Below are 23,218 nucleotides of genomic sequence, written 5' to 3'. Positions count from 1 at the left end.
CTTTTTGGTTATGGACATCCATGGCCGAAAATGACGACGTAAATGAAGATGATGCCCTCGCAAGGGGCGAAAGCCGCGGTGATCGCGCCCGCAGGGCGCAGGCGGCGCGAGAGGCCGAGCGCAAGGCAAAGGCCGCAGCAAAGCTTCGCGAAAATCTGATGCGTCGCAAGGGACAGGCCCGCGCCCGCCGTGCCGGCGAAGCGGACGATACACAGGGACTTCCGGCATCCACACCGTCTGCCGCAAAATCGGACGAATCATCCTGACTATAGCGGTCACGGGACGTCACGAGATTTCAGAAACATTGAAGCGCCAGGGGTTTTCGTCTAAGGACGCGACCTTCCGAGCGTGAGAGGGAAAGTTTTTCAACCATGGATCGCATTCGCATTACCGGCGGCAACAAGCTGAACGGCATCATTCCGATTTCCGGCGCCAAGAACGCCGCCCTGCCGCTGATGATCGCCTCGCTTCTGACCAGCGACACCCTGACGCTTGAAAACGTGCCGCACCTGGCAGACGTCGAGCAGCTTCTGCGCATTCTCGGCAATCACGGCGTCGATATCTCCGTCAACGGACGCCGCGAAGGCCAAACCGACAGCTATGCCCGCACCATACAGTTCACTTGCCGCACGATTGTCGACACCACCGCTCCTTACGAGCTGGTCTCGAAGATGCGCGCCTCCTTCTGGGTCATCGGCCCGCTTCTGGCGCGTGAAGGCAAAGCCCGTGTATCGTTGCCGGGCGGTTGCGCCATCGGCACGCGCCCGGTCGACCTCTTCCTCGACAGCCTTGCAGCACTCGGCGCCGAGATCGAGATCGATGGTGGTTATGTCAACGTATCCGCCCCGAAGGGCGGTCTCGTCGGCGCGCATTACACCTTCCCCAAGGTTTCGGTCGGCGCCACCCACGTTCTGCTGATGGCAGCGACGCTCGCCAAGGGCACGACCGTTATCGACAATGCCGCGCGCGAGCCGGAAATCGTCGATCTGGCGGATTGCCTGATTGCCATGGGCGCCAAGATCACCGGTGCCGGCACCAAGACGATCACCATCGAAGGCGTTTCCTCCCTGCATGGCGCGCGTCACCGCGTGCTGCCTGACCGTATCGAGACCGGCACCTATGCCATGGCCGTCGCCATGACCGGCGGCGATGTAACGCTGACGGGCACACGCGCCTCGCTGCTCGATAACGCGCTGGACACGTTGCGTCTCGCCGGTGCCGAAATCACCGAGACCGAAAGCGGCCTGCGCGTCGTGCGCAACGGTAACGGCATCCAGCCGGTCGACATCGTCACCGAACCCTTCCCGGGCTTCCCGACCGACCTGCAGGCGCAGTTCATGGCGCTGATGACCCGTTCCTCCGGTGTCTCGCATGTGACTGAAACAATCTTCGAAAACCGTTTCATGCACGTGCAGGAACTGGCCCGCCTCGGTGCCAAGATCTCGCTCTCGGGCCAGATGGCGCGGATCGAAGGCGTTTCCAAGCTGAAGGGCGCCCCGGTTATGGCGACCGACCTGCGCGCCTCGGTATCGCTCGTCATCGCCGGCCTTGCCGCCGAAGGCGACACGATGGTCAGCCGCGTCTACCACCTCGACCGCGGTTTCGAGCGTCTGGAAGAGAAGCTCACCCGCTGCGGCGCAATCGTCGAACGCGTCAGCGACTGATCGTCGCCTAAATCACAAAGTCTTTGAAAGGACGGCAGGGAAACCCTTGCCGTCCTTTTTCGTATCCCTATGTTGAAGCGGCATCCCATTGTCTTCCCGCCTCATATTTTATGATCCGGCTCGTTCTCTTTGTTTCCACGCAATTCCGGACGCAGAATCGGCGCCCACTTTTGCTGAACTTGCTCTCATCGGAGATTTCCCATGGCTGACGTTTCTTCCCCCGTCTGGTTCATCACCGGCTGCTCGACCGGTTTTGGTCGCGACCTTGCCAAGCTGACGCTCGACCGCGGCTGGCCGACCGTTGTCACCGCACGCGACAAGAGCCGTCTTGCCGATCTGGTTGAAGATTATGACAATGCACTGGCCGTCGATCTCGACGTCACGGATCAGGCCCAGATCGAGGCCGCGGTGAAGGCTGCGGAAGAAAAATTCGGCCGCATCGATGTGTTGGTCAACAATGCCGGCTACGGCTATCAGGCCTCGCTCGAGGAAGGTGAAGAAGCCGAAATCAGGGACATGTTCGACGCCAATGTCTTCGGACTCTTCGCCATGACGCGTGCCGTCCTGCCCGGCATGCGCACCCGTCGCAAGGGCCATATCCTCAACCTCACATCACAGGCCGGTTTCATAGGCTTTGCCGGATCGGGCTATTACGCCGCCACCAAACATGCGGTCGAAGGCTTTTCCGATGCGCTCGCCGCCGAAGGCGCTCCGATCGGCATCAAGGTGACCTGTGTGGCGCCGGGGCCTTTCCGTACCGATTGGGCTGGCCGTTCCCTGAAACAGACACCGGTGAAGATCGCAGAGTATCAAGACACCGCCGGCAGCCGCATGACGACAACTGCCGGCTATAGCGGCAAGCAGCCGGGCGATCCGGTTCGTGCAGGCGAGGCGATGATCAAGGCGACCGAAACGCAAAACCCGCCGCGCCATCTCGTGCTCGGTGAACTTGCCTATAACGGCATCACCGGCAAGCTTGCGGAGCGCCTTGCCGAAATCGAGAGCTGGAAGGATGTCAGCCTCTCTGCCGATTTCCCGAAATAAGCTTTTGACACCCATTGGACGAAGCCGGGGCGTGGTATTCGCTCCGGCTTTTTGTTGCGTACGTTCAGGCCGATCGCTGCTGCGCCTGACGAAGGATTTCGGTTGTCGTTTCGCGATCTGCAGGCCGACCGAACAGATACCCCTGTGCAAAACCGCAACCGAGACGCTGCAGGCGAAGCGCCTGATCGGTGGTCTCGACACCTTCCGCCACCATGCGAACACCCAGTCCGCTCGCCATGCCGAGCAGCGCCTTGATGATCACCTCGCCGGGGCCGCCCGACATGCGATCGACGAAGCTCTTGTCGATCTTGACGATATCGACCGGGAAATTCAGGAGATGGGTAAGCGAGGCATAACCGGTACCGAAATCGTCGAGTGCCACCAGCAGTCCATCGGCACGCATGCCTTCGATCGTCTGGCCGACCTTGCTGTCGCGTTCGTCCATATAGACCGTTTCGGTGACTTCGACGACGACCTGTTCGGGCGGCACCTTTTCCTGTGAGAAGATCTGGCTGATCCGCGCCCGCAGATCTCCCTGATCGAAATCGGCCATCGACACATTCACGCTGACATAGGAAAGCGGAATATTCCGATCGCGCCATGAGCGCATGTCGCGGGCAACCTGCTTCAGCATGAGGTTCGTCAGCTGATGGCCCAGCGACGCATCCTGCAAGGCTTCCGCAAACATTCCGGCCGAAAGAACCTGTCCGTCCGCCGTGCGCACGCGGCAAAGCGCTTCCAACCCGACGATCTGCTTGGTGTCTAGCCGGACGATCGGTTGGTAATACGGCTCTATACGCTCTTCGATAAGTGCGTTGGTCACTGTTTGAAGGACACGAAAACGCTCCGTCATCGCGCCGGTAAGCTCGTCGCTGTAAAGAACGAAACTGCCGCGCGCAGTCTGTTTCGCATGATGAAGCGCGAGATTGGCATGCTGCAGATAGGACGGAACGCCGGACGGATGCGATGGGTCGCAGATGGCACCGCCGCAGCTTGCCGAGAGGCGAAGTGTGTGGCTGTTTTCTTGCAGGTTGCGCTCTGCCATCGCGTCCAGGATGCTCGTGCAGACCGTGGCCAGATCCGACGGATCGTTGTCGATCAGTACCGCAAATTCGTCGGCATCGACTCTGAAGCTTTGCTCAGGTCCGATATTCCGCGTGATCGCATGCGCCGCCTCAAGGATCAGCCGGTCGCCAGTCGTGTGGCCGAAGGCATCGTTGATCTGCCCGAGATGGTCGATATCGATCAAGAGGATGCCGAACGGATCGGGATTGTTCTTCGCCCTCTCCTCGACCGTTCTGATAAAATTGGCGCGGTTGCCCAGCCCTGTGAGAATATCGAAATAGGCAAGTCGCTGGTTCTCCGCCTTCATCTCTTCGCGTTCAAGCACCAGCGAGCAGAGGTCGACGCATTCGGCAACGATCATACGCTCCTCTTCGGTCGGTCCCCGGTTTTCCTTGTAGTAGAAACCGAAGGCACCGAGCACACGACCGTCGCTCTGCAGGATCGGGCTCGACCAGCAGGCCATGACCTCGTGTTCTCTTGCCAGAATGTCCGCGAGCGCCCGATACGGCAGCCAGTAAGGATCGGTGAAGATATTCTCGACCGCGATCGGCTGACCGAGAAAGGCGGCAGTACCGCAGGAGCCGACACCCGGCCCGATCGCGATACCGTCTAGTGCTGCCGAATACTCTTCCGAAATGGTTGGGCCGGCCAAAGGATGCAGATGGCCGCTGCGATCGACGGTGACCAGTGAGCAGAGCACGCCTTCGGCCATCTGTTCGGCATGACTGCAGATATGATTGCCGGCCTCCCTCACCGAGCAACCACGGGCAAGCATATCCAGTATTTCCTGTTGAAGTCGTCCCCTCACGACTGCCATCCGTCAAAATTTCCCGGTTCTAAATGACTTGGATATTGAATGTTCCGATGATGTCCGTTCAAAGGTAAGTATAAGGTTATTCTGGCAGGCGTAATTATTATAAAACGTCGATATTGTTGAGAAATATGGTTGCGAAGGTGACGCAGGTCAATGTTTCGCACCTCCGCCCGCCCTAGCGTCCGGGCAGCTCTCGGGGAATCCTATCTGCACATGACATATTTTGCCTTCCTCTCCGCGGTTCTTGCGCTTCTTCTGGCGCCGGGGCCGACGAACACGTTGATGGGCATTGCCGGCGCGCGTGGCGGCCTTGGCGCATCCGCCAGGCTTCTTCCGGCGGAGCTTGCCGGTTACCTGACGACGATCCTGCCGTTGACATGGCTGGGCGCTGAGCTTCTGGCCCGCTTTCCATCCGCTTCCGTATCATTGAAAGTGGTTGCCGCTGCGTGGGTCATGTTTCTCGCCGTCAGGCTTTGGCGCATGCCGGGCGATGCGCAAAACGGCAGCGGCGTGACCGCCGGCCGTGTCTATCTCACCACTGTGCTCAACCCCAAGGCCCTGATTTTCGGCCTCGTGCTTTTACCGGCACCGGCCGACAGCCAGTTCCTGCCGCGTCTTGGCGCCTTCTGCATCATGGTCATGGTTGTTGCCATGCTGTGGGGCGGCTTCGGCCGGCTGACCCAGGCGGGTGATGGCGGCAACAGACGGCTGCTGCTGGTCCAGCGTGCCGCCTCCATCTGGCTGGCTGTCGTATCCGTGACGCTGATTACCGGAGTGTTGCGAGCTTAAGCGAAGCGGCTGGGCGAAAACGACTTGAGATCGATAGCAGGCGGCCGATCCTGCAGAAGATCCGCCACCAGTCGCGCCGTGCCTGCCGATTGCGTTAGCCCGAGATGGCCGTGGCCGAAGGCAAAGATGACCTTTGCGCTCGCCTTTGCCCGGCCGATTGCGGGCAGGCTGTCCGGCATGGACGGTCGAAAGCCCATCCACTGCACGCCGCCTTCGGTTTTCAGGCCCGGCAGGAAGGCTTTTGCCTTTTTCAGCATCGCTTTCGAGCGCGCATAATTCGGCGGCAATGACAGCCCGCCGAGTTCCACCGCCCCGCCGACGCGAATGCCGCTCGTCAGCCGCGTAACGACGAAGCCATGACCACCGAATGTGACCTGCGTGCGCAGGTCAAGAGCATCGGAGGGGAGGGTGGTGTTATAGCCGCGCTCGGTCTCCAGCGGGATGTTTTCGCCAAGGGTTCGGGCAATGCGATGCGAGAACGCCCCGGCCGACAGCACGACCTTGCCGGCCGACCGCACCACGTCGCCCGCAAGAACGATATCGACGCCATCCGCCACCGGGCGCAATCCCTTAACCTCGGAAATCTCGATCACACCACCGCGGGCGCGAAAATTTTCGGCGAGTGCCAGCGTGTAGAGTTTCGGATCGGCGATCGAATACCAGCCGGGCGTGAACGTGCCGCGGATGAAACGGGGGGCGATGCCCGGCTGAATGCCGGCCATCTCGGCTGCATCCATATGCCGGAACTCGATGCCATGCTGTTCACGCGCCTCCCAGCCGGGCAGCGAGGCGCGGAATTCAGCATCGCTTTCGTAGACCTGCAGATTGCCTTCCTTGCGCAGCATGGGCAGCGTCTCGGTCGCGGAGAGGAAAGGTTCGAGCTCCGCCTTGGAAAGATCCATCAGGGCCGTCTGGGCGCTGGTCGAATGCGCCACGCGCGAGGCCGAACAGGCGCGCCAGAACCGGAACATCCATGGCGCGATGTTGAGCGCATAGGCAGGCGGGATGGAGAGTGGCCCGAGCGGATCGAGCAGCCATTTCGGCGCTTTTTTGAGGATGCCCGGCGAGGCAAGCGGCAGGATATCGGTAAAGGCGAAGGCGCCTGCGTTACCTGCCGAAGCACCCGCCGCCGGGCCTTCGCGGTCGATGACCGTAACGTTGAAACCGCGCATCTGCGCAGCGATGGCGACGGAAAGGCCGACGACCCCCGCCCCGATGACGACTATATCCGACCTTGCCATTTCCCTGATCGTCCCGCCTCGCGCGGCCGTTTCCCGGCTTCGCGCATGTTCCCCTTGTTCTGATGCGACAAAGCCCTCCGCGTGGGAGGGCTTTGCATGTTCGAATATCAGGCCTTGCAGGTCTGAACTGCGCCGGGCAGCTTGCTCCAGTCGGCATACCAGCTGTCGAAGAGTTTCAGCTGCGCCTCGACATAACCGCGCTGGCTGTCGGAAAGCACATCGGTCTCGATGAAGTTCAGGGCAAACTCCTTGTTCCCCTTCAATACCATCATGTGCTTGAAATAAAGCACCAGATCCGGACCTTCGTCGAAGGAGGAAAGCACACCGAGCGCCTCTTCCAGCTCCTTGGCGCGCACACGTGCATCCGCATCGCCCTTGGCGGCAGCCTGGGCGAGATTGCACAGATGCAGCACTTCCTTCGGCAGAACATTGCCGATGCCGGTGATGGCGCCGGTTGCGCCGCAATTGACGTAACCATGGTAGACGGCGGTATCGACGCCGATCATCAGCGTCACGTCGTCGTCACGGCTGGTGATGTTCTCGGCCGCGTAACGCATGTCTTCCGGACCACCGAATTCCTTGAAGCCGACGAGGTTCGGATGTTCTGCGCGCAGCGCGAAGAACAGGTCGGCGCGGGTGGCAAAGCCGTAATAGGGGCTGTTGTAGATGACCGCCGGAAGATCCGGAGCCGCCGAGAGGATTGCCTTGAAATGGGCCTTCTGGGCAGAGATCACCGAACCGCGCGACAGGACGCGCGGGATGACCATCAGGCCTTGTGCGCCGACCTTTTGGGCGTGGGCAGCAAGCGCCACGGCCGAAGCCGAATTGATCGCACCTGTGCCGACGATGACCGGAATGCCGGCCTTCACCAGGCGCTCGACGCCTTCCATGCGCTGCGCGTCGGTGAGAAGCGGCCAGTCACCCATCGAGCCGCAATAGACGACAGCCGACATGCCGGCTTCGATCAGTTGCTTGCCCTTGGCCACCAGCGCGTCGAAATCCGGTGTGCGGTCGCTTTTGCAGGGGGTCATCAGTGCCGGTACGACGCCGGAGAAAATCTTCGATTTCATCTTGCAAGTCCTCGATATCAAAACGGCCGGCGGAGACGATTCCTAACCTTCGGCCTTGGCCTCTGGATCACAGAATACGCCTTCCATTTTCTTTGTCGACAAAAAAAATACAAGATGTCAAAGATCAATATCGAGCCGGTCGTTGCGGGTCAGAAGCCGGCCGATCTGTTCGACGATCTGCTCGCCATGCGCCTTGCCGAGACGGTCGGCCTCGGTCACGTCGCGCGCCTCGACGGCGGCGATGATTTCCTCATGCTCGTCGACATAACGCGCCGGCAGGCGGTCCTCGTAGGACTGGTAATAGAGGCGCAGCATGCGGCGGCCCTCGCCGAGCAGCCGGTCGAAAAAATTGGCGTAATAGGCATTGCGGCCGGCAGCGGCGATAGCCGAATGGAAATCGGCATTGGTGGCGATCATCGCCAGCGCATCCTGCGCCGCCACCGCCGCGCTGAACTCCGCCTGCCGCTCGCGGATGATAAGAAGATCGTCTGCCCTGTGATGCTGGGCAGCCAGCCGCGTGGTGACGCGGTACATCAGCACCAGCGCATCGAAATAGGCGGGCATGCCGAGAAAATCGATATTCGACACCATGGTCGAGCGGTTCGGCAGGGTCTCGATCAGCCCTTCGCCGGCAAGCCGCACAAGCGCCTCGCGGATCGGCGTGCGCGACATGCCGAAACGCGCCGCAAGCTGCACCTCGTCGATGGCGCTGCCGGGAACAAGCTTCAGGTCGAGAATTTCGTCACGCAACAGATCATAGACCAGTTTGACCCCGGAGCCGCGCTTGCGTTCCGTGATCTGGCTCGAATCGTCATTGGTCATCTGCACCTCGCTTGTCGACATGATGTCTTTTCATGTTAGCGCATTAGGCGTGAGGCGTTAAGCCAAAGGCACATCGTTCTCCTCGGCTTGCTCCATCAACGAGTTGATGACAAGGCACCGCAGGCGCGAGCGGCGCCGGGACATGGATGTAAAAGCGACGATGACGGCAATTCTGCCGCAATTTGACGGCGGGCAGGCCTGATTATCGGCCAGCTCGAAATCGAGACACATCTAATTTCGGATAAATGTCATTATCTCTTCATTTTTCTCAGATTGAGGTTGATCCTGAAAAAATCCTCGGTATATATCGCGCCGTTCCAACGTTTTTGGGTCCGCAGCGACACAGAACATCCTGAAGGACAGGTGGCCGAGTGGTTTAAGGCGCACGCCTGGAACGCGTGTGTACGTGAAAGCGTACCGTGGGTTCGAATCCCACCTTGTCCGCCATTATTCTTCGTAAAATATTGATTTTTCTATGTTTTCCAAGGTTGGCGATTGCTGGCCCATCACACCATTTTTTCGTGATTTTTCTCTAGGCTCGGATTGTCATTTCCGGGTGCGGTCGGGTACACCCCTTATTACGGGCTCGAAAGGTCCATACGCAAGAGGTGCTAAATTTCTCTGTTCGCCGATAGGCGAAAGGATTTAGCATGCAAACTGCCATTCCGCGCCGGCCAAAGAGCCCGGATCAACTCTCCCCCACCAATCGATACGCTGCTCAGAAGGCAGGCTTGGATGAACCGACGACGGATCTCTTCTGCGTCGGCGACCATAAGGCAATCTCTGCGGCCACGAAGGAAAGCCCGAAGAAGAAGGAGTTGGGCGAGGTACGCGAACCCGCTGCGCTTAAAGCGGCTCCCTCGGACCTTGGACCGTTCCTGTCCGATAAAGACGTGGCGCAGCGCTACGGCGTCAAAAAGCAGACCATTTGGAGCTGGGCGAAAAGCTCTCCGACGTTCCCGAAGCCCACGAAATTCCAGGGTACGACCACTCGGTGGTGCCTTGCGGAACTTATCGAATACGACCGCCAGGAGATGGAGACCGCCGGCTTGCTTCCGAAAAAGCAGATCATGGACTGTCCGCTGGCACGAAAGGCATGGAAACCGCATGACCAACGCGAATGCTTTCCCGATCTACGAATATCAGATGCATGTCACGCATGCTCGGGCACGCCACCCGAAAACGGTCAACGCTATGCTCCAGCACATATGGCAATTCCTCGAGCTGACGGGGAACATCGACTTCCGGAATATCGATAAAGAGGCGATTGTGCGCTACAAGGACAAGCTCGAGGAGCAGGGGGCTTCCGGCAAAGAACTGGCACTGAAAACAATCGTCAGTTCGTTCGGCCATTTGAAAGATTTCTTCGAATGGCTCGCCAAGCAGCCTGGATATGAGAACGTGCCGGCCCACCTGCATGAATATTTCACGCCGCAGCGTCGTCTCGTAAATTCCGCCAATGTCCCGAAAAGCAAGGACTACCCCTCACACGAGGAAATCCTGTTGGTTGTAGGTGCGATGCCTGCCAATACATTTCTTCAGCGCCGAAACCGGGCACTGATCGCTTTTGCCTAACTCTAACCTCCCGCGGGCGCTCGGTCAGGATCACTGGGATGATGGCGCATCCCGCATTGTTAACCTCAAGTGCTCCATGACGCGTGCTTCGATCTCGGCAGCGGCCTTGTCCCGGTCTCGTAGATCTATCGCGTAGCGTTTCCGCAGCAGGAACCAGAACTTCCGCAGCTCATCCGGCCTCAGCCTGGATTCTCCGGCAACGAACTGAGCCGCAAAATCGCCCGGCTGGCGGCACACAAAACAGCCGGCCATGTAGTCGGCCCTGCCGAACACATAGACCGGCTTCTCATGCAGCAGAGCCTCAGCGCCGACGCCGGAATTGACGACGCAGACGGCCAAGGCTTTCGGGATGATGGCGTGAATGCTGGAATAGACCTGGACCACTCGCCCCTCGGCAACAAGCTTCGACAGAAACCGCGAAACCTCCGACGTCGTGCAAAGCGGGTGCCGCTTGATAACGACGGAAAGTCCTTTCGCCTCGGCCGTCCGAACGACCTCTTCCACCATCTCGAACAGGCTGAGATAGGCAAGCTGGCTGACGGCATCGCCGATCAACTGCAAGGCAACGAAGATGAAGTTTTTCGGCAGGTCCTCGTTGTCGGCCACGGAAGCCTGCCGGTATTTCGACAGATTGCCGCCGATAACGCGCCGTTTTTCTTCTTCGAAAAATGCGTCGGCTTCCTGCTGATCGACAGCCGCAGCGCGCAATTGTTCCAACGAAAAATCCGAAAACTCCGACCAGCCCGCATAACCGCGGCTATCGAAGCTGAAGAGAGACGGCCTGTCGGTTTCCTTGAAATGGAGCCCCAGATTGCCGCGCGATATCGTGTGGTAGGAAAAGCTGGGGGCGGGGAGGTCGATGAAGCCGTGAGTTCTGAGACGGCTCCTGACAGCATAAGGGACCTTATTGTTTTCGAAGGCTGCCAACATGGCCGAAAGACCGAACCTGATATCGGCGCGAAACCCTGGATAGTCGATCTTGTTTCTGCGGAAGGCTGCGGCGGGCATAAGGATTACTGGCCGTTTGTCCAAAGGTGTGCGCGCTCCCGCGGCGCGGGCCAGAATATCCTCGTTCGCCATGCCGACTGCACAGCCATAATCCTCAGTCTCGTTGATAAGCGAGACGACCTCGGCCGTAAGCTGGCGTGCCTTCGCCATGCCCGCGACATGGGGGTGTTTCAGAAACGCCAGCGCGCCATGCAAATCAAAGAGGCTCAGTCTAGCAGCAACAACATCGACGAGATGTTCTTGCGAGAGAGACCTGTTTTTCTCCACCTTCGCCAACTGTGCGACAAGAAGCGTAATCGCAGCCGCAAAAATCTCCTCTCGATCACAGGCTTCGGCGGAAAGTGCTGTTGATAGAGGAAGCGTAAGGTCAACGTAGTCAGGCTCGGCCCGCATGAAAATCAAACCGTCCTCGGCAAGACGTTGATGATAGCTCAGCTGGTCAGCCTGCTCTTGGGCCAGGTCTCCCGACGAGTCTCCTGCAGCATCACCGGCAAGCCTCGATGCCGCCTCGGCCAATAAGGCTGCAGCGCCTGCTGACAAATGCGGATGCCGCCGAATCTCCTCGAGCCGCCGAGAGTGTCCAGGATCGACCACCTTCGCGATGTAGGTGCTGACGGCCCAAAAAGTGAGCTGTTTCCGTTTTGCATATCGGAAAAAAATGTCCTCAGCCGCTGCCGGTCGCCCGGCGTGATATTCGATGAGAAGACGACCTTCAAAGATAAGAGCGGAGGCCTTCCTTGTGGTGTTCAAGGGAGGCAAAAGCCATGCAGCGGCGGCGAGAATGATACGCATGACGGGTAAGTTCCGGCCAGCGCGTACTCTTCTCTCCACAAACCCAATCATACCACCACCTAAAGCTGATCATTCGCTGCGATGGCGACGTATAATATCAAAAGGTCCGCTGCCGCGAGTAATATCGAAGGAAAAAGGTACGCGGTGTCATCGTCTCACACTACGCCATTTCAAGATCGTGCATGCGGACTTAGCTGCGACAGCCCCACCGAAAACAACGTCTATCATCGCTGCGGCATATCCATCCTCATAGGAAACAAGATAGCCGCCCTGAGGGCGGCTAAAAACAGGTGGTCAACAGACTAACCGTTATCCAGCCTTGGCCAAGCTCTCCTGCCTCTTACGCTCGGCTATCTCTCCGTCGATGGCGTCTATGCGGTCTCTGATATTTTTCCACGTGCCGATGGGAATATCATCCATATCTGGAGCGCACGGCTCATCTAATGCGCATGGGAATGATTGTTCCGAGGGGCGAAAATCGAGGCCAGGGTCGCGCCGGACATAACTCACCTCCAACGATGTAACGCCGTAGGTGTGATCGGGAAACCAATAGGTGCCGCTATAATTATTGAAATGGAGGTGAACCGGCGCATGTGTCGTGTCGATCTTGCGCATGACCGATAGATAACGAGCGAAAGCTGCTACATCAGGCCGGATACCGTGAAACTCTACGATAATCTGTTTGAACGCCTTCAGATCTTCGACGCTCATGGCTTCGAAGACATCCCATTCGGAACCTTCGATGTCGATCTGCAGAATCGCATCTTTTCCGTTCGGGATACGGGTCGCAATGACATCCGAAATGCTTTGCCAATCTTCCGGTAAATTCGCGCCGGCTCCAATATTAGCCTTCGTAAAAATTAAGTTTGGATGTTCATCCGGATGGTTTTCGATGGTCCCGTCATACTGATAAACTTTATAACCCCGTTCTGCCATTTCGAGATCCCAAGGGGATTTCAAAGACACGCCCAGGCTTAACGCCACCCCATCTCGACCAGGGTCGAGCATCACATAGCCCCCATCGTTAGCGCCGCCGATCCGCACCATATCCAAACCGGCCGCCGATCGCGGGAAGAGGAGGCGCAGCATTGCGTTCCAGTTCTGCATATGCCTGATGTAGGGGATAAGGATGATATTCGATTTGGGGCGCCACTTAGCCCGCTTGAGGATAATGTCGTAAAGTTCCTGCTGCTGAAGAGATACACCAATCTTGTTCATAAAGCGCTTCCCAATGACACTCACAGAATAATGTACGGAGCGTTACGCAGAGGCAACAGGTCACAGTGACATATACGCGCAATTTAGAAGATTCGCGATTCACCCTTTCCGCCGTGTCCAAATGGCTGTCTCTCGGCTGTGGGCGGTTTACGACCTTGGACGTGATGTCTAAGATCGCCCGGCAATTAAAAGGGAATATGAATGGGCTTATACGACACCATCAGGGCGCTGCAATCTGCCAAGCAGGGGTCACGCGACTTGGATCTGGAAGTGGCCACTATCTTTGGCTGGGGCACAGCAAAGGTAGAGACCACCGATAAGGCTAGTGGCTTTTCGGTCTACAAGACCGTGTGGATTGACCCGAAGACATCACAACCTGGGTTCGTTCCGCATTATACGACCGACCTGCAGGCAGGTTATGAACTGTCGGTAGAAATCTCCCCTCAGGGTGCTTGCGCCATTGTGATTGAATCTGACGCAGCCCGAGTTACCTTCGAGGGAGAGGATTTGGTTTACCACAAAGATCCAGCAGTCGCCCTTTGCATCGCCTGTTTAAATTACGCTTCACGTCATGCGTAGAAGCTGGGGGCCCATATCGAGACGTGCTCCAAGTGGAGATAGGATTTCTCGCGCAGGTAAATTTTGACAAATCGAACTGGTTTATCAAGGTCGATCTCTACGACTAAGCGATCATCACCCGCACCGAAAAAAATGCGATCATCTGGGGAATAAACGTCAGTGTACTCCTTGCCGTCTGCTGAAACCGAGATTGCAATCCTTGCTGCTCGAGCAGCGTGATCATCTGATCTGTTATCTATTTCCACTCGTCGAATCAGATAAGCTGCATCGAGATTCACGGTCAGGCTTGGCACATCATCCTTGTTCGTGTGGAAATGCACTTTTCCTAGAGGCTTCGGCCCAAATGGTTTCGGAGCGAAGCCTTTCCAAACGCTGCTGGGGATACACTTCGCGCCAATGGCTACGTTCCTCAGGTTGATCGACGGGGCAATCGGCCACTCTCGACTGAGGACACTACTCAACTTCTCAGCAAGGCCGAGCCTTTCGAGCGATTTGCGCAGTTCAAGTTCAGCCAGGGGCATGACGACGTTGGAGAGGTGGCATCCGTCGTAGAGGACTTCAGTTCTGGTAACATATCCGACGTCGATCAGATGATCGAAGACTGTTATATGCTCGATCCGGCCTTCGACGACTTTTTGGGCCAATAGTTCATTGAACCGTTTCGCGGCGTAATTCCGCTCAAGGACGCCGCCAACTGTGGGGAAACTCGGATGGTAATTAACCTTGCCGGGAGGCGATGAGGGGATAGGGCCCCATATCACACAAGGGATATCATACTTCTTCACAAGCGAGTTGACCGCATCTAGGTATTTATTCACGACCTTGGCCACCTCCACATCAAGCGAAGTACCGTTTATGATTGCGTTTCTTACTATGTGCACGCGACAGTCGATTTCGCCGAAGCTCAAAAGCAGACAGCCGTATTCTTCCCTGCGGCGATCAAGATGATCCGTTATCTTTTCGATAGCCCGCGTAGATGTTCCCGGCTTGCTCAATCCATAAGCGGTCGCAGGGCCTACATGCAGGAGGTCGACGCCGGCAAAGACGCTCTTTTCCGAGGAAAGGTTATTGTAACCCGACCAGAATTGCGAGTGACTGTCACCGGCTGCGAGTATCCTATCTCGATTACCTCTGGGATCAGTAACTCCACGAAACGCTCTTATAAGTCGGCTGATCGGCATGCTGAGAGAACCCGTCGTCGGTGAATCAAAATCGATGAGAGTTATAGCCGACAGACAAAGCCTCGCGATAGGATAATAAACCGCACGTCTCTGCTCCATATTTTGACGCAGCGTATATGCGGCCGGGTGACCTGTTGGAGGCTAATGTGGATAGAGTCGGTGAATCAGTTGAGCTCGTGAGGACTGGACGGCAAAAATCTCATAATCTTGCCCAATCAGATTAAAGAGACCTGACGGCCTCACCAGTTTGCCCATTGGAGACGCGAAGGGTGATTGTGGCATAACGATAAATGAAGTTGAAGACGTGTTCCCACTAGCGGTTGTGCGCTTTTGCCGATCCTGAATGAACGACGACACTTCACCACCGTTTACACCCGCGGCACGGTCTTTATATCTGTGTGTCACGAATTTAATGGAATCAGGTGGATTAGGTGAAGCTTAATAAGGAACAGCAAAATTCCATCCTAGGATCGAGCTATAACACGTATCGGGCGTTGATTGCTTACCTTGCGAAACGCCGCGCTTCCAGTTCTGAAACTCCGCTCGACAAAAGCAAGACGGTTGCTGTTAGCGTCTACGACGACCAGATCGACTCTCATCAGCCTCTTCTGCGAAAGCTCTACCGAGACAACATACAAGGTATGAGTGATGTCAATCGACTCTGGACCGAGCGATATCTTTTCTGGGGTGCCAAATTCGGTCGTATTGATCGTCTCGCTGCGAAGGCTATGCAGAACGACGCTCCCGCTTGGTTCGTCGAGGACAGCTACATACGGAGCGTTGTAGGCTCGCTCGTAAATGAGAAAAAAGAATATAGTCTGAGCTGCAGCCTCACTTTCGATGATCTGGCGCCGCACTATGATGGTAATTATCCGAGCAGGATTGAGCAGATAATCCAGGCTCAACAGCCAATGGAACTTGCAGAGACAGCGGAGATCCGGCGTCAAATTGATTTCATAGTCGACACAAGGCTGACCAAATACAACGATCAGCCGATTATGGACGATGTTTGCATCGGAGCGCGGGACAAGAAGGTCCTGATCATATTGCAGAGTTACGGTGACGCTTCAGTTGAAGTTACCGGCGGCGACACAGCCGTATTCGAGAGGATGCTCAGCGACGCCATAAAGGAAAATCCCGACGCCGACATTCTGGTAAAGACGCATCCAGATACAATAATCAAATCGAATCGCAGCTACATAAACGACAGAAGCGACAAACTTCATTTTCTCAATTTTCGTATCAATCCCATTTCGCTTCTACGTTATGTGGACAAAGTCTACGTATATTCATCGCAGATGGGATTTGAGGCCCTCCTGCTTGAAAAGAAGGTTAAGGTATACGGAACGCCATGGTACGCAGGCTGGGGACTGACCGAGGATGTCAAACCGGTAACGAGGCGTGCGGATCATCCGAGAACCATCGAGCAACTCTTCAAAGCCTTCTATCTCGATTATTCACACTACTTTGATGTAGATGGTACCGAGACAACCCTCGAACGGGCGAGCGAAAACATATTGTCGCTGCGCAAGCAGTTCTTTGATGAAAAATATCGCGCAAAAAAAGTGCTAATCATAAAGCTGGACGGGATTGGCGACTACATCCTGGCGCGTGACCCAATGCGCTCACTCAAGAATTCCGAGTACCTAAAGGGGGCCGAATTCTCGCTTCTCGGCGATTCGGGATATCGCGGTGTACCGGAAGCATTGGATGGAGACTTTTTCACGAACTTCAAGTGGGTCAACAGACGTGCCAACCGCTTTATGAATTGGTTGGAAGGACTGCGACAGGACGCTGACGGTACGCTCCGTAAGGTCCTTGATGTTCTGTCGTACCTCTATCTGGTTTACTCGTTAGGCATTAAAACAGGCATCCGGAAATCGGACTACGATTGCATCATTGTATGCTGCTGGAATCGTCGTTTGCGCAACACTATTCTTCTGTTCCTTCATTGGATGAAGCCCAAATATACGGTTGGTTTGGCAACGATGGACTTCAAGAGGTCGAGATACTCAATCTCGATTCCCATTTCAGGCGACCATTTGAAGTATTTTCGCTACGATCTGGAGAAGGCTTTCTTCGGTGCGTTGGCACCTGAAAAAAAATCGTTGCCGTCGTCTCAACAGCTAAAGACGACCTCCGTCGTCATGGTGGTTGGAGCATTTCACGCCAAGCGGCGTTGGCCAATCGAGCGTTATCTCGAAGTAGCGTCTTGGCTCTCGAAGGAACACGGACTAGCTGTTACCCTAATCGGTGAAAGTGAGCTACCGACGACGGTTCCCAAGGATATAGCCGGCGACAAGAATATCACGCTCTCACTCGGCAGACTCCCGATCGAACAGGTGGTCTCCTTGATTTCTTCCAGCTCTTTGGTGATATCAAACGATACCGGATTTTATCACCTGGCGGTTGCCCTTCATAAGCGCACCGTGGTCATTTCCAACGGCAATTCCTATTCTACTTTCTTGCATTATCCAGAAACACACCCCGATGCCGTCAACATAAGGGAGGTGCTCGTGCCTGACTTTGAAAAAATGCTGAAAACTCAAAATATCGATAAGATTAGAGCGTTTACACGCTCATCTGACCTAGATATCGCCACCGTTACGGTCGAGAAAGTTAAGGCCGCTGTGCTCGATGTTATGAAGGTTTAATTATTGTGGCTGAAAGGTTGGTCGGCCTCGATTTTATCTTTGCTCATCTCGGAGCAAGTCAACCCATTGAATAAGCCTAAGCATACGCCATTTGGACTGTGGTATCATGGTAACTAAAAGACATTCTTATCCAAGCATTCTTTCCAAGTTCTCCGACCTGACTGCGTTGGTAGTTGGAGACTTCATGCTTGACCGTTTTGTATATGGTGCGGTCAAGCGTGTTTCACCGGAAGCTCCAATCCCCATTCTTAATTTTAATGGTGACGAGGTCATGCTGGGCGGAGCGGCAAACGTTGTATCGAACGTCGCCGCTCTCGGTGCCAATGTGATACCGATTTCGGTAATTGGAACGGATGACGCCGGAACTCAGCTCCGCACGCTTCTTAGGCTTGCAAATGTCGATCAAAGCCACCTAATTTCCAGCGCCGCGCGAAGCACGACGCGCAAAACGCGTTTTGTTGCGCAACAACAGCTTTTCCGATTTGATGAAGAAGTGATCCAGGTCCTAAATGACGCGGATCGAGAGGCGCTGGTGACGGCCTTCTCTACAGCAGTCATTTCAGCCGACATTGTTATTCTGTCCGACTATGGGAAGGGAGTTCTTTCCGATGGCGTTGCAGCGATGTTGATTGAGATCTGCAAAACTGCAGCCATTCCTGTGATCGTTGATCCTAAAGGCGCGGACTATACTATATACACTGGAGCAACTGCGGTGACGCCGAACCGCCTCGAGTTGCGTGTTGCTACTGGCTTGCCGACCTCTTCGGATGACGAAATCGTCGCCGCAGCGCGTCTCCTGTGTCAGCAATGTTCATTTGACTTCGTCGTTGCGACGCGCAGCGAGGAGGGTATGAGCATCGTGGATTCGAACACATCTGTGCATGTCCCGACGACTGCCCGAGAAGTCTTTGATGTTTCAGGTGCCGGAGATACAGTCATTGCAGCATTCTCATTGGCTTTTGCCGCAGAAGGAGAAAGAGAAGTTGCGACAGAGATTGCGAATGTTGCAGCGGGAATCGTCGTTGGTAAACGCGGCACTGCCCAGACCAGTCGGGATGAACTTTTAAGCAACCTTACATTTGGTTGGCGCGATCATGCCCGCGAGGTCCTTGACACGACGGCGGCAGCGAACCTGTCAGCTGCGTGGAAGCATGAAGGCCTTACGGTTGGTTTCACAAACGGTTGTTTCGACATACTGCACGTTGGTCACGCCTCTCAGCTGGCCGATGCCCGATCTCATTGTGATCGCCTAATTGTCGGGCTTAATACAGACGCATCGGTTAGGCGCAACAAGGGGCCAACCCGCCCGATCAATTCGGAGCTTGATCGAGCAGCAATGCTACTAGCTCTCAAAGCTGTGGATGCGGTTGTCCTTTTCGACGAAGACACGCCGCTGAACGTCATCAGTTCTGTTTTGCCGGATGTCTTGGTTAAAGGTGGTGACTACACGATAGATACGGTAGTTGGTGCCGATGTGGTGCTCAGCAACGGTGGCCGCGTTCATATTTCCCCAACGGTGGACGGATATTCCACCACGGCGACACTTCGTAAGATGTCGTCCAGTTCTCCTGAAAAAAGGAATGCCCAATGATCAAGCTGGACGACTATCTCAGCCAGTCGCTTGATGCTCTAAATGACTTGAAGGCCGCCCGCCTCGATGAAAAAGCAGATCAAGCCGTCATCACGATTGTAAACGCATTGCGCGCGCATAAGCCGCTGCTGGTTTGTGGCAATGGGGGGTCGGCTGCGGATGCTCAACATATTGCGGGTGAACTTGTCGGCCGGTTTCTCAGGGAACGTCGCGCATATAACGTTATAGCCCTCAGCACTGATGCAGCGGTATCAAGCGCTTGGAGCAATGACTACCAATACGAAACGCTACTCGCTCGACAGGTCCAAGCGTATGGCTCGCAAGGCTCTGTGCTGCTTGCAATATCGACGTCAGGGAACTCGCGAAATGTCGTGGCCGCGGCCGAAGCTGCTCGTGCGATCGGCATGTCGGTGATTTCTCTAACTGGGCGGGGCGGGGGAGCGCTGGCCTCATTGTCTGACGTTTTGTTGGATGTCCCTTCCAGTTTCACGCCAATGATACAGCAGGGGCACCTTAGTATTTACCATTTCCTGTGCGGCGCGATCGAAAGCCGAATGGAGGAGTAAATTGAGCCTTCAATTCGTAAATGATCCCAGACTGGAAGAGGCAGATAAAGGTCTCTGGATTGAGTTAAGGGGAGATAGTGCATGTTTCGCAGGCCGCCCAGCTCTTTTCCTTGACAGAGATGGTGTCATCAACGTTGATTGTGGTTATCCCTCAAAGCCATCCGAAATAGTAATTCTTGAGAGTATCGTCTCGACGATAAAGCTCGCGAATGATGCTGGCTGGGCAGTTGTGGTTGTGACAAATCAATCCGGCATAGCAAGAGGTTACTTCACCTGGAAGGATTTCGCGGCCGTCACCGCACACATTGATTGGGAATTGGAGCGACGCGGCGCTCGGATCGATGCAGTTCTCGCGTGCGGATACCACGAGAATGGATACGTCCCTTTGGATGTAGCCAACCATCCGATGCGGAAGCCGCAACCCGGAATGTTTATTGAGGCTCAGAAGCTTCTGCAGATCAATCTTCACCAATCAATCATGATTGGTGACAAGGTCACCGATTTTGAGGCTGCTGAAGCGGCAGGAGTTACTACCTCGTATGAGCCCGTGAAGACAAAATAAAATCCCTGAGTATCATCTTTGGGCGCTATTCGTCAGCAGTCACACAGGCGTACGTAACCAAACGTCACTTAACAACGTCACGAACTTGGCTGAGAAAACAAACCACCCCGCATCGCCGTCATCAGCGCTGCAATACACAAAGCAATCTGAGGAGTGGCGGCCTGTACATAGCGATCGTCATTTATTCGAGCGCTACCTCTTCTGTCCTCCCAACTGCTTCCCAAACGCGCGCGTGGGCAAAGCTCTTCAGCGAACTGAAAGGCGTGGCCCAGATTGGACGTGTAGAACGGCACTTTTCTGGGATCTGGTGAATCCCCCGAATGCCAAGGCTCCTTCGCTTTTTTTTCTCCCTTAGACACGTCGCTTAACGACTTCGTTCGCCTTGCCCATCCGAGTAATTGCGCAAGTTGTTCGTCCAAAACGCGTGTGCCCTCGTTCGCCGAATTCAGGTCCTTGATTACATCAACGATATTCATGACCACCTCCTTTCACGGTAGCGGTTCATCGCCACGGCATACTTCATTCAGTCTGGCACTCTCACCCATATATGCCTCCTCTATAATATCAGCTAGCGTACGGGGTCATCTGATTTTTTGCCCTAATCGCCATAGCGCCAGATCAAGCGCTGTCACGTATTTATTTTTGGCTAGGCTCCGTCATCAACAGCTCTAAGTAACCCGCGCCAAGCTTAATCGTGATGTTGGCTTACCAGCCCGAGATTGGCCCATCGTCTATCGATCGCAGCAATACCTCTCCCATTAGCATCATCACTCGTCGCTGCTCCAGCAGGTCCGTTCGGTGCTACGCCGCCTTTACCGCGTTCTTGATCGTATGCGCCAGCGCCCGCTCGGCCAGATCACGCGGATAGCCGCTCTCCGATGCCCAGTTGCGGAAACTCGAACGAAAACCGTGGGCGGTGGCGAGGCGGCCGGGAGTGTCGCTTTCGATCTTTTTATCGCGCAGGAACTTGGTCAGGACCATGTCCGTCATCGGCTTGCATGAGCGCGAAGGAAAGACCAGGCCTTCGCCGGTTTCTGACTTGTCGAGCTGTCTCTCCAGGATTCCGACTGCCCTAGGTCCGAGTGGCACACGATGCAGGACCTTGCCTTTCATGCGGGCCGCGGGAATGGCCCAGATCGCATTGGAGAAGTCGATTTCATCCCATAGCATCTGGCGCAACTCGCCGGACCGGCGGGCCGTGAGGATCAGGAGCTCCAACATCAACCGTGAAACAGTCTCTCCCTCCTGCAGCATCGAGATGAATGCCGGCAGCTCGCGCCAGGGCAGGGCCGGCTGATGTTCGACACGCTCGCGCTTACCGGGTTGCTTCGGCAAGATCTTGTCCACGACGGTGACGGGGCTCGCAAGAATGAACCCGTTTGCCGCTGCCCAGTTCATGACGGCATCGCAACGCTGTTTGATGCGGGCGGCCGTTTCCACCTTCTTGAGCCAGATCGGCTTGAGGTACGCGGCGAAGTCGGCAGGGGTGAGGTCGTTGACCATTCGCTTGCCGATTTTCGGAAAGACGTGCTGCTCGAGCGACGTCATCCATTGTTCTGTGTGTTTGGTATTGCGAAAGCCTTCCGCCTTGTCGGCATGATGCTGGCGGGCGGCGACTTCGAAGGTTGGTACCGAAGCCAGGCGTGCTATTTCGCGCTCCTGCGCTCGCCGTAGGTCGAGCGGGTCCTTGCCGCCGTCGATAGCTCCACGCGCTTCCATGGCCTTGAGGCGGGCATCGCGGATGGAGATAGTCGGTAGCTGCCGAGTCCCATTTCCCTGCGCTTGCCGGTTCCTGGTGACACGAAACGCAGGAGCCGTTTTCCGGTGCCGGCCGACGTCTCTGTGGGGACGAGGTAAAGGCCTGGCACAGTGCCGTCGGAGACAGGCTTGTCTTTCGGCTTGATCTTCCGCGCCTTCGCGTCGCTCAACATTTTTCGATCCTCAAATCACCCGGTAGGCCGCTCTCTAGCTCTCTAGCTCGCTACAAGATGGGATATTCGGTGATGTGAGGTGAGCTTTCTTGAGGCAGGTAAACACAGAAATATTTTTGCTTACAGATGTTTATGGTATCATTAGGCATGGAAATGCGATGATCTGAGATAGTCTAAATGGCAATCATATTGTCTGCCATTTTTGTAGAACGAGTGTCGTTCTTTGAGGCAAGTTTCGGCGGTCGGTGTGTGATGGTTGAGTGAGTATCTCAGGTGTTCTTGTTGGAAAAATCAATGATAAAGTCGCTGTTACGTGTCACTACGATGGTTTGATTGGTGTCTGCTGAATGGCAGTCTTCGCGTGAAATTTTGTGAAGTCTTCCGGTTGCGCAGTGTCTGCGCCTAATTTGTTTCCAACGTGAAGAAGGGTTTTCATAGGTCCGAGAGGCTGACCGTTACGGAACCGCATTGTGCCTCACAGCTGAAAGGCATCCGTTGCAATGGACTTTGACAGATTAAGAAGTTTCAATAAATAATGGTGCCCGGAGGCGGATTTGAACCACCGACACGCGGATTTTCAATCCGCTGCTCTACCAACTGAGCTATCCGGGCATCCTAGGCTTATGTGAAGCCTGCCGGTCGTTTGAGACCGTCCGGAGGATGTAACCCCCGGGAGCGAGCGGGGTTATAACATCTTGTTCGGCCATGTCCAGCACCCCCGGCCGACTTTTTTGACAGGTTTGCGAAAATTCCGAATTTACCTGCAAAATCAGTCGGAAAAGGGTGGCTCTCGGAGGCCGGGAGCGGTTGCTGCTGTGGATAAATGCCAAATTTTGCCGCGGCAGGACGGGTTGCTGTGAGCGTATTTCCCAAAACCGGTTGCCGGTTTTGGGGGACAGGCGCGGAAACGGGACGCCGAGGCTCGGGAAGCACGTCCGGCTGGTGGTAATGCGCATCATCTTCTGCAGGGCGTGTTTCGGCCTGTCTCGGAAATGTGGATGATGCGATAGCGGGGGTGCCGAAGCCGGTTGGCTGTCGGAGGGGAAAAGGCT

At 55.8% G+C, this 23,218-nt stretch carries 19 protein-coding genes and 2 tRNA genes; 11 read left to right on the top strand and 10 right to left on the bottom strand.

Annotation, left to right across the window (positions count from 1 at the left end):
* Nucleotides 1-20: 20 nt before the first annotated feature.
* From HNQ72_RS12985 to HNQ72_RS12975, 3 genes are all read left to right on the top strand, one after another.
* On the top strand, nt 21-266 hold the full coding sequence (locus HNQ72_RS12985; protein WP_183992635.1) for a hypothetical protein: 246 nt from the start codon (nt 21-23) through the stop codon (nt 264-266).
* Between the two features lie 105 nt (nt 267-371).
* A complete protein-coding gene (gene murA / locus HNQ72_RS12980) occupies nt 372-1,664 on the top strand; it encodes a UDP-N-acetylglucosamine 1-carboxyvinyltransferase (RefSeq protein ID WP_183992634.1) in 1,293 nt (430 codons plus the stop codon).
* Between the two features lie 201 nt (nt 1,665-1,865).
* On the top strand, nt 1,866-2,708 hold the full coding sequence (locus HNQ72_RS12975; RefSeq protein WP_183992633.1) for an oxidoreductase: 843 nt from the start codon (nt 1,866-1,868) through the stop codon (nt 2,706-2,708).
* 64 nt (nt 2,709-2,772) lie between these two features.
* On the opposite strand, the gene HNQ72_RS12970 is transcribed toward HNQ72_RS12975, so the two are convergent.
* Nucleotides 2,773-4,548: a putative bifunctional diguanylate cyclase/phosphodiesterase gene (locus HNQ72_RS12970; RefSeq protein WP_183992632.1), complete on the bottom strand. Its 1,776-nt coding sequence runs from the start codon at nt 4,546-4,548 to the stop codon at nt 2,773-2,775.
* A 252-nt stretch (nt 4,549-4,800) separates the two neighbouring features.
* Between HNQ72_RS12970 and HNQ72_RS12965 the strand changes: the two genes are divergently transcribed.
* Nucleotides 4,801-5,376, top strand: a complete 576-nt coding sequence (locus HNQ72_RS12965) for a hypothetical protein (RefSeq protein ID WP_183992631.1) — start codon at nt 4,801-4,803, stop codon at nt 5,374-5,376.
* Here HNQ72_RS12965 and HNQ72_RS12960 read toward each other — a convergent pair.
* The 3 genes from HNQ72_RS12960 to HNQ72_RS12950 form a co-directional block, all read right to left on the bottom strand.
* Nucleotides 5,373-6,617, bottom strand: coding sequence for an NAD(P)/FAD-dependent oxidoreductase (locus HNQ72_RS12960; RefSeq protein ID WP_183992630.1), 1,245 nt, complete (start codon nt 6,615-6,617; stop codon nt 5,373-5,375). The genes HNQ72_RS12965 and HNQ72_RS12960 overlap by 4 nt on opposite strands.
* Nucleotides 6,618-6,724: 107 nt before the next feature.
* Nucleotides 6,725-7,687: a dihydrodipicolinate synthase family protein gene (locus HNQ72_RS12955; protein ID WP_183992629.1), complete on the bottom strand. Its 963-nt coding sequence runs from the start codon at nt 7,685-7,687 to the stop codon at nt 6,725-6,727.
* Nucleotides 7,688-7,804: 117 nt separating this feature from the next.
* Nucleotides 7,805-8,509 carry a GntR family transcriptional regulator gene (locus tag HNQ72_RS12950; RefSeq protein ID WP_183993121.1) on the bottom strand — a complete coding sequence of 235 codons (705 nt, stop codon included), beginning with the start codon at nt 8,507-8,509 and terminating at the stop codon, nt 7,805-7,807.
* A gap of 357 nt (nt 8,510-8,866) precedes the next feature.
* Here HNQ72_RS12950 and HNQ72_RS12945 point away from each other — a divergent pair.
* Nucleotides 8,867-8,956, top strand: a tRNA-Ser gene (locus HNQ72_RS12945).
* A gap of 660 nt (nt 8,957-9,616) precedes the next feature.
* Nucleotides 9,617-10,084, top strand: a complete 468-nt coding sequence (locus tag HNQ72_RS12940) for a hypothetical protein (protein ID WP_183992628.1) — start codon at nt 9,617-9,619, stop codon at nt 10,082-10,084.
* Nucleotides 10,085-10,114: 30 nt separating this feature from the next.
* Here the strand turns inward: HNQ72_RS12940 and HNQ72_RS12935 are convergent, their stop codons facing one another.
* A complete protein-coding gene (locus tag HNQ72_RS12935; protein ID WP_183992627.1) occupies nt 10,115-11,632 on the bottom strand; it encodes a capsular polysaccharide export protein, LipB/KpsS family in 1,518 nt (505 codons plus the stop codon).
* A gap of 561 nt (nt 11,633-12,193) precedes the next feature.
* Nucleotides 12,194-13,102 (bottom strand): FkbM family methyltransferase, encoded by a 909-nt coding sequence (locus HNQ72_RS12930; RefSeq protein WP_183992626.1) that lies wholly within the window; start codon nt 13,100-13,102, stop codon nt 12,194-12,196.
* 201 nt (nt 13,103-13,303) lie between these two features.
* On the opposite strand from HNQ72_RS12930, the gene HNQ72_RS12925 reads away from it, so the two are divergent.
* Nucleotides 13,304-13,681 carry a hypothetical protein gene (locus tag HNQ72_RS12925; RefSeq protein ID WP_183992625.1) on the top strand — a complete coding sequence of 126 codons (378 nt, stop codon included), beginning with the start codon at nt 13,304-13,306 and terminating at the stop codon, nt 13,679-13,681.
* On the opposite strand, the gene HNQ72_RS12920 is transcribed toward HNQ72_RS12925, so the two are convergent.
* Nucleotides 13,672-14,961, bottom strand: coding sequence for a discoidin domain-containing protein (locus HNQ72_RS12920; RefSeq protein ID WP_183992624.1), 1,290 nt, complete (start codon nt 14,959-14,961; stop codon nt 13,672-13,674). The two genes, HNQ72_RS12925 and HNQ72_RS12920, sit on opposite strands and share 10 nt — an antisense overlap.
* A 332-nt stretch (nt 14,962-15,293) precedes the next feature.
* On the opposite strand from HNQ72_RS12920, the gene HNQ72_RS12915 reads away from it, so the two are divergent.
* The 4 genes from HNQ72_RS12915 to HNQ72_RS12900 all read left to right on the top strand — a co-directional run bounded on the left by HNQ72_RS12915 (nt 15,294) and on the right by HNQ72_RS12900 (nt 20,235).
* The gene (locus tag HNQ72_RS12915; RefSeq protein ID WP_183992623.1) at nt 15,294-17,516 is read left to right on the top strand and encodes a capsular polysaccharide export protein, LipB/KpsS family; all 2,223 of its coding nucleotides are present in this window, start codon (nt 15,294-15,296) and stop codon (nt 17,514-17,516) included.
* Between the two features lie 106 nt (nt 17,517-17,622).
* Complete coding sequence (gene rfaE1 / locus HNQ72_RS12910; RefSeq protein WP_183992622.1) at nt 17,623-19,107, top strand: D-glycero-beta-D-manno-heptose-7-phosphate kinase; 1,485 nt, start codon at nt 17,623-17,625, stop codon at nt 19,105-19,107.
* The gene (locus tag HNQ72_RS12905; RefSeq protein WP_183992621.1) at nt 19,104-19,673 is read left to right on the top strand and encodes a D-sedoheptulose-7-phosphate isomerase; all 570 of its coding nucleotides are present in this window, start codon (nt 19,104-19,106) and stop codon (nt 19,671-19,673) included. Before rfaE1 ends, HNQ72_RS12905 begins: the two co-directional genes overlap by 4 nt.
* 1 nt (nt 19,674) lies before the next feature.
* Nucleotides 19,675-20,235: a D-glycero-alpha-D-manno-heptose-1,7-bisphosphate 7-phosphatase gene (locus tag HNQ72_RS12900; RefSeq protein ID WP_183992620.1), complete on the top strand. Its 561-nt coding sequence runs from the start codon at nt 19,675-19,677 to the stop codon at nt 20,233-20,235.
* A 77-nt stretch (nt 20,236-20,312) separates the two neighbouring features.
* Here HNQ72_RS12900 and HNQ72_RS12895 read toward each other — a convergent pair whose 3' ends face one another.
* From HNQ72_RS12895 to HNQ72_RS12885, 3 genes are all read right to left on the bottom strand, one after another.
* A complete protein-coding gene (locus HNQ72_RS12895; protein WP_183992619.1) occupies nt 20,313-20,711 on the bottom strand; it encodes a hypothetical protein in 399 nt (132 codons plus the stop codon).
* 325 nt (nt 20,712-21,036) lie between these two features.
* On the bottom strand, nt 21,037-21,954 hold the full coding sequence (locus tag HNQ72_RS12890; RefSeq protein ID WP_244654379.1) for a tyrosine-type recombinase/integrase: 918 nt from the start codon (nt 21,952-21,954) through the stop codon (nt 21,037-21,039).
* 748 nt (nt 21,955-22,702) lie between these two features.
* Nucleotides 22,703-22,778 (bottom strand) — tRNA-Phe (locus HNQ72_RS12885).
* Nucleotides 22,779-23,218 lie beyond the last annotated feature (440 nt).

Source organism: Aliirhizobium wenxiniae, assembly GCF_014201355.1.
GTDB classification, from domain to species: domain Bacteria; phylum Pseudomonadota; class Alphaproteobacteria; order Rhizobiales; family Rhizobiaceae; genus Neorhizobium; species Neorhizobium wenxiniae.
This window is presented reverse-complemented; position numbering and strand designations above follow the sequence as displayed.

What these genes read in the sequence shown, in the direction of transcription:
- HNQ72_RS12895 (WP_183992619.1), bottom strand. Translation starts at nt 20,711, where the DNA reads ATGAATATCGTTGATGTAATCAAGGACCTGAATTCGGCGAACGAGGGC.
- HNQ72_RS12985 (WP_183992635.1), top strand. Translation starts at nt 21, where the DNA reads ATGGCCGAAAATGACGACGTAAATGAAGATGATGCCCTCGCAAGGGGC.
- HNQ72_RS12930 (WP_183992626.1), bottom strand. Translation starts at nt 13,102, where the DNA reads ATGAACAAGATTGGTGTATCTCTTCAGCAGCAGGAACTTTACGACATT.
- HNQ72_RS12950 (WP_183993121.1), bottom strand. Translation starts at nt 8,509, where the DNA reads ATGACCAATGACGATTCGAGCCAGATCACGGAACGCAAGCGCGGCTCC.
- HNQ72_RS12960 (WP_183992630.1), bottom strand. Translation starts at nt 6,617, where the DNA reads ATGGCAAGGTCGGATATAGTCGTCATCGGGGCGGGGGTCGTCGGCCTT.
- HNQ72_RS12970 (WP_183992632.1), bottom strand. Translation starts at nt 4,548, where the DNA reads ATGCTTGCCCGTGGTTGCTCGGTGAGGGAGGCCGGCAATCATATCTGC.
- HNQ72_RS12925 (WP_183992625.1), top strand. Translation starts at nt 13,304, where the DNA reads ATGGGCTTATACGACACCATCAGGGCGCTGCAATCTGCCAAGCAGGGG.
- HNQ72_RS12955 (WP_183992629.1), bottom strand. Translation starts at nt 7,687, where the DNA reads ATGAAATCGAAGATTTTCTCCGGCGTCGTACCGGCACTGATGACCCCC.
- HNQ72_RS12920 (WP_183992624.1), bottom strand. Translation starts at nt 14,961, where the DNA reads ATGGAGCAGAGACGTGCGGTTTATTATCCTATCGCGAGGCTTTGTCTG.
- HNQ72_RS12940 (WP_183992628.1), top strand. Translation starts at nt 9,617, where the DNA reads ATGACCAACGCGAATGCTTTCCCGATCTACGAATATCAGATGCATGTC.
- murA (WP_183992634.1), top strand. Translation starts at nt 372, where the DNA reads ATGGATCGCATTCGCATTACCGGCGGCAACAAGCTGAACGGCATCATT.
- HNQ72_RS12905 (WP_183992621.1), top strand. Translation starts at nt 19,104, where the DNA reads ATGATCAAGCTGGACGACTATCTCAGCCAGTCGCTTGATGCTCTAAAT.
- HNQ72_RS12965 (WP_183992631.1), top strand. Translation starts at nt 4,801, where the DNA reads ATGACATATTTTGCCTTCCTCTCCGCGGTTCTTGCGCTTCTTCTGGCG.
- HNQ72_RS12890 (WP_244654379.1), bottom strand. Translation starts at nt 21,954, where the DNA reads ATGGAAGCGCGTGGAGCTATCGACGGCGGCAAGGACCCGCTCGACCTA.
- rfaE1 (WP_183992622.1), top strand. Translation starts at nt 17,623, where the DNA reads ATGGTAACTAAAAGACATTCTTATCCAAGCATTCTTTCCAAGTTCTCC.
- HNQ72_RS12975 (WP_183992633.1), top strand. Translation starts at nt 1,866, where the DNA reads ATGGCTGACGTTTCTTCCCCCGTCTGGTTCATCACCGGCTGCTCGACC.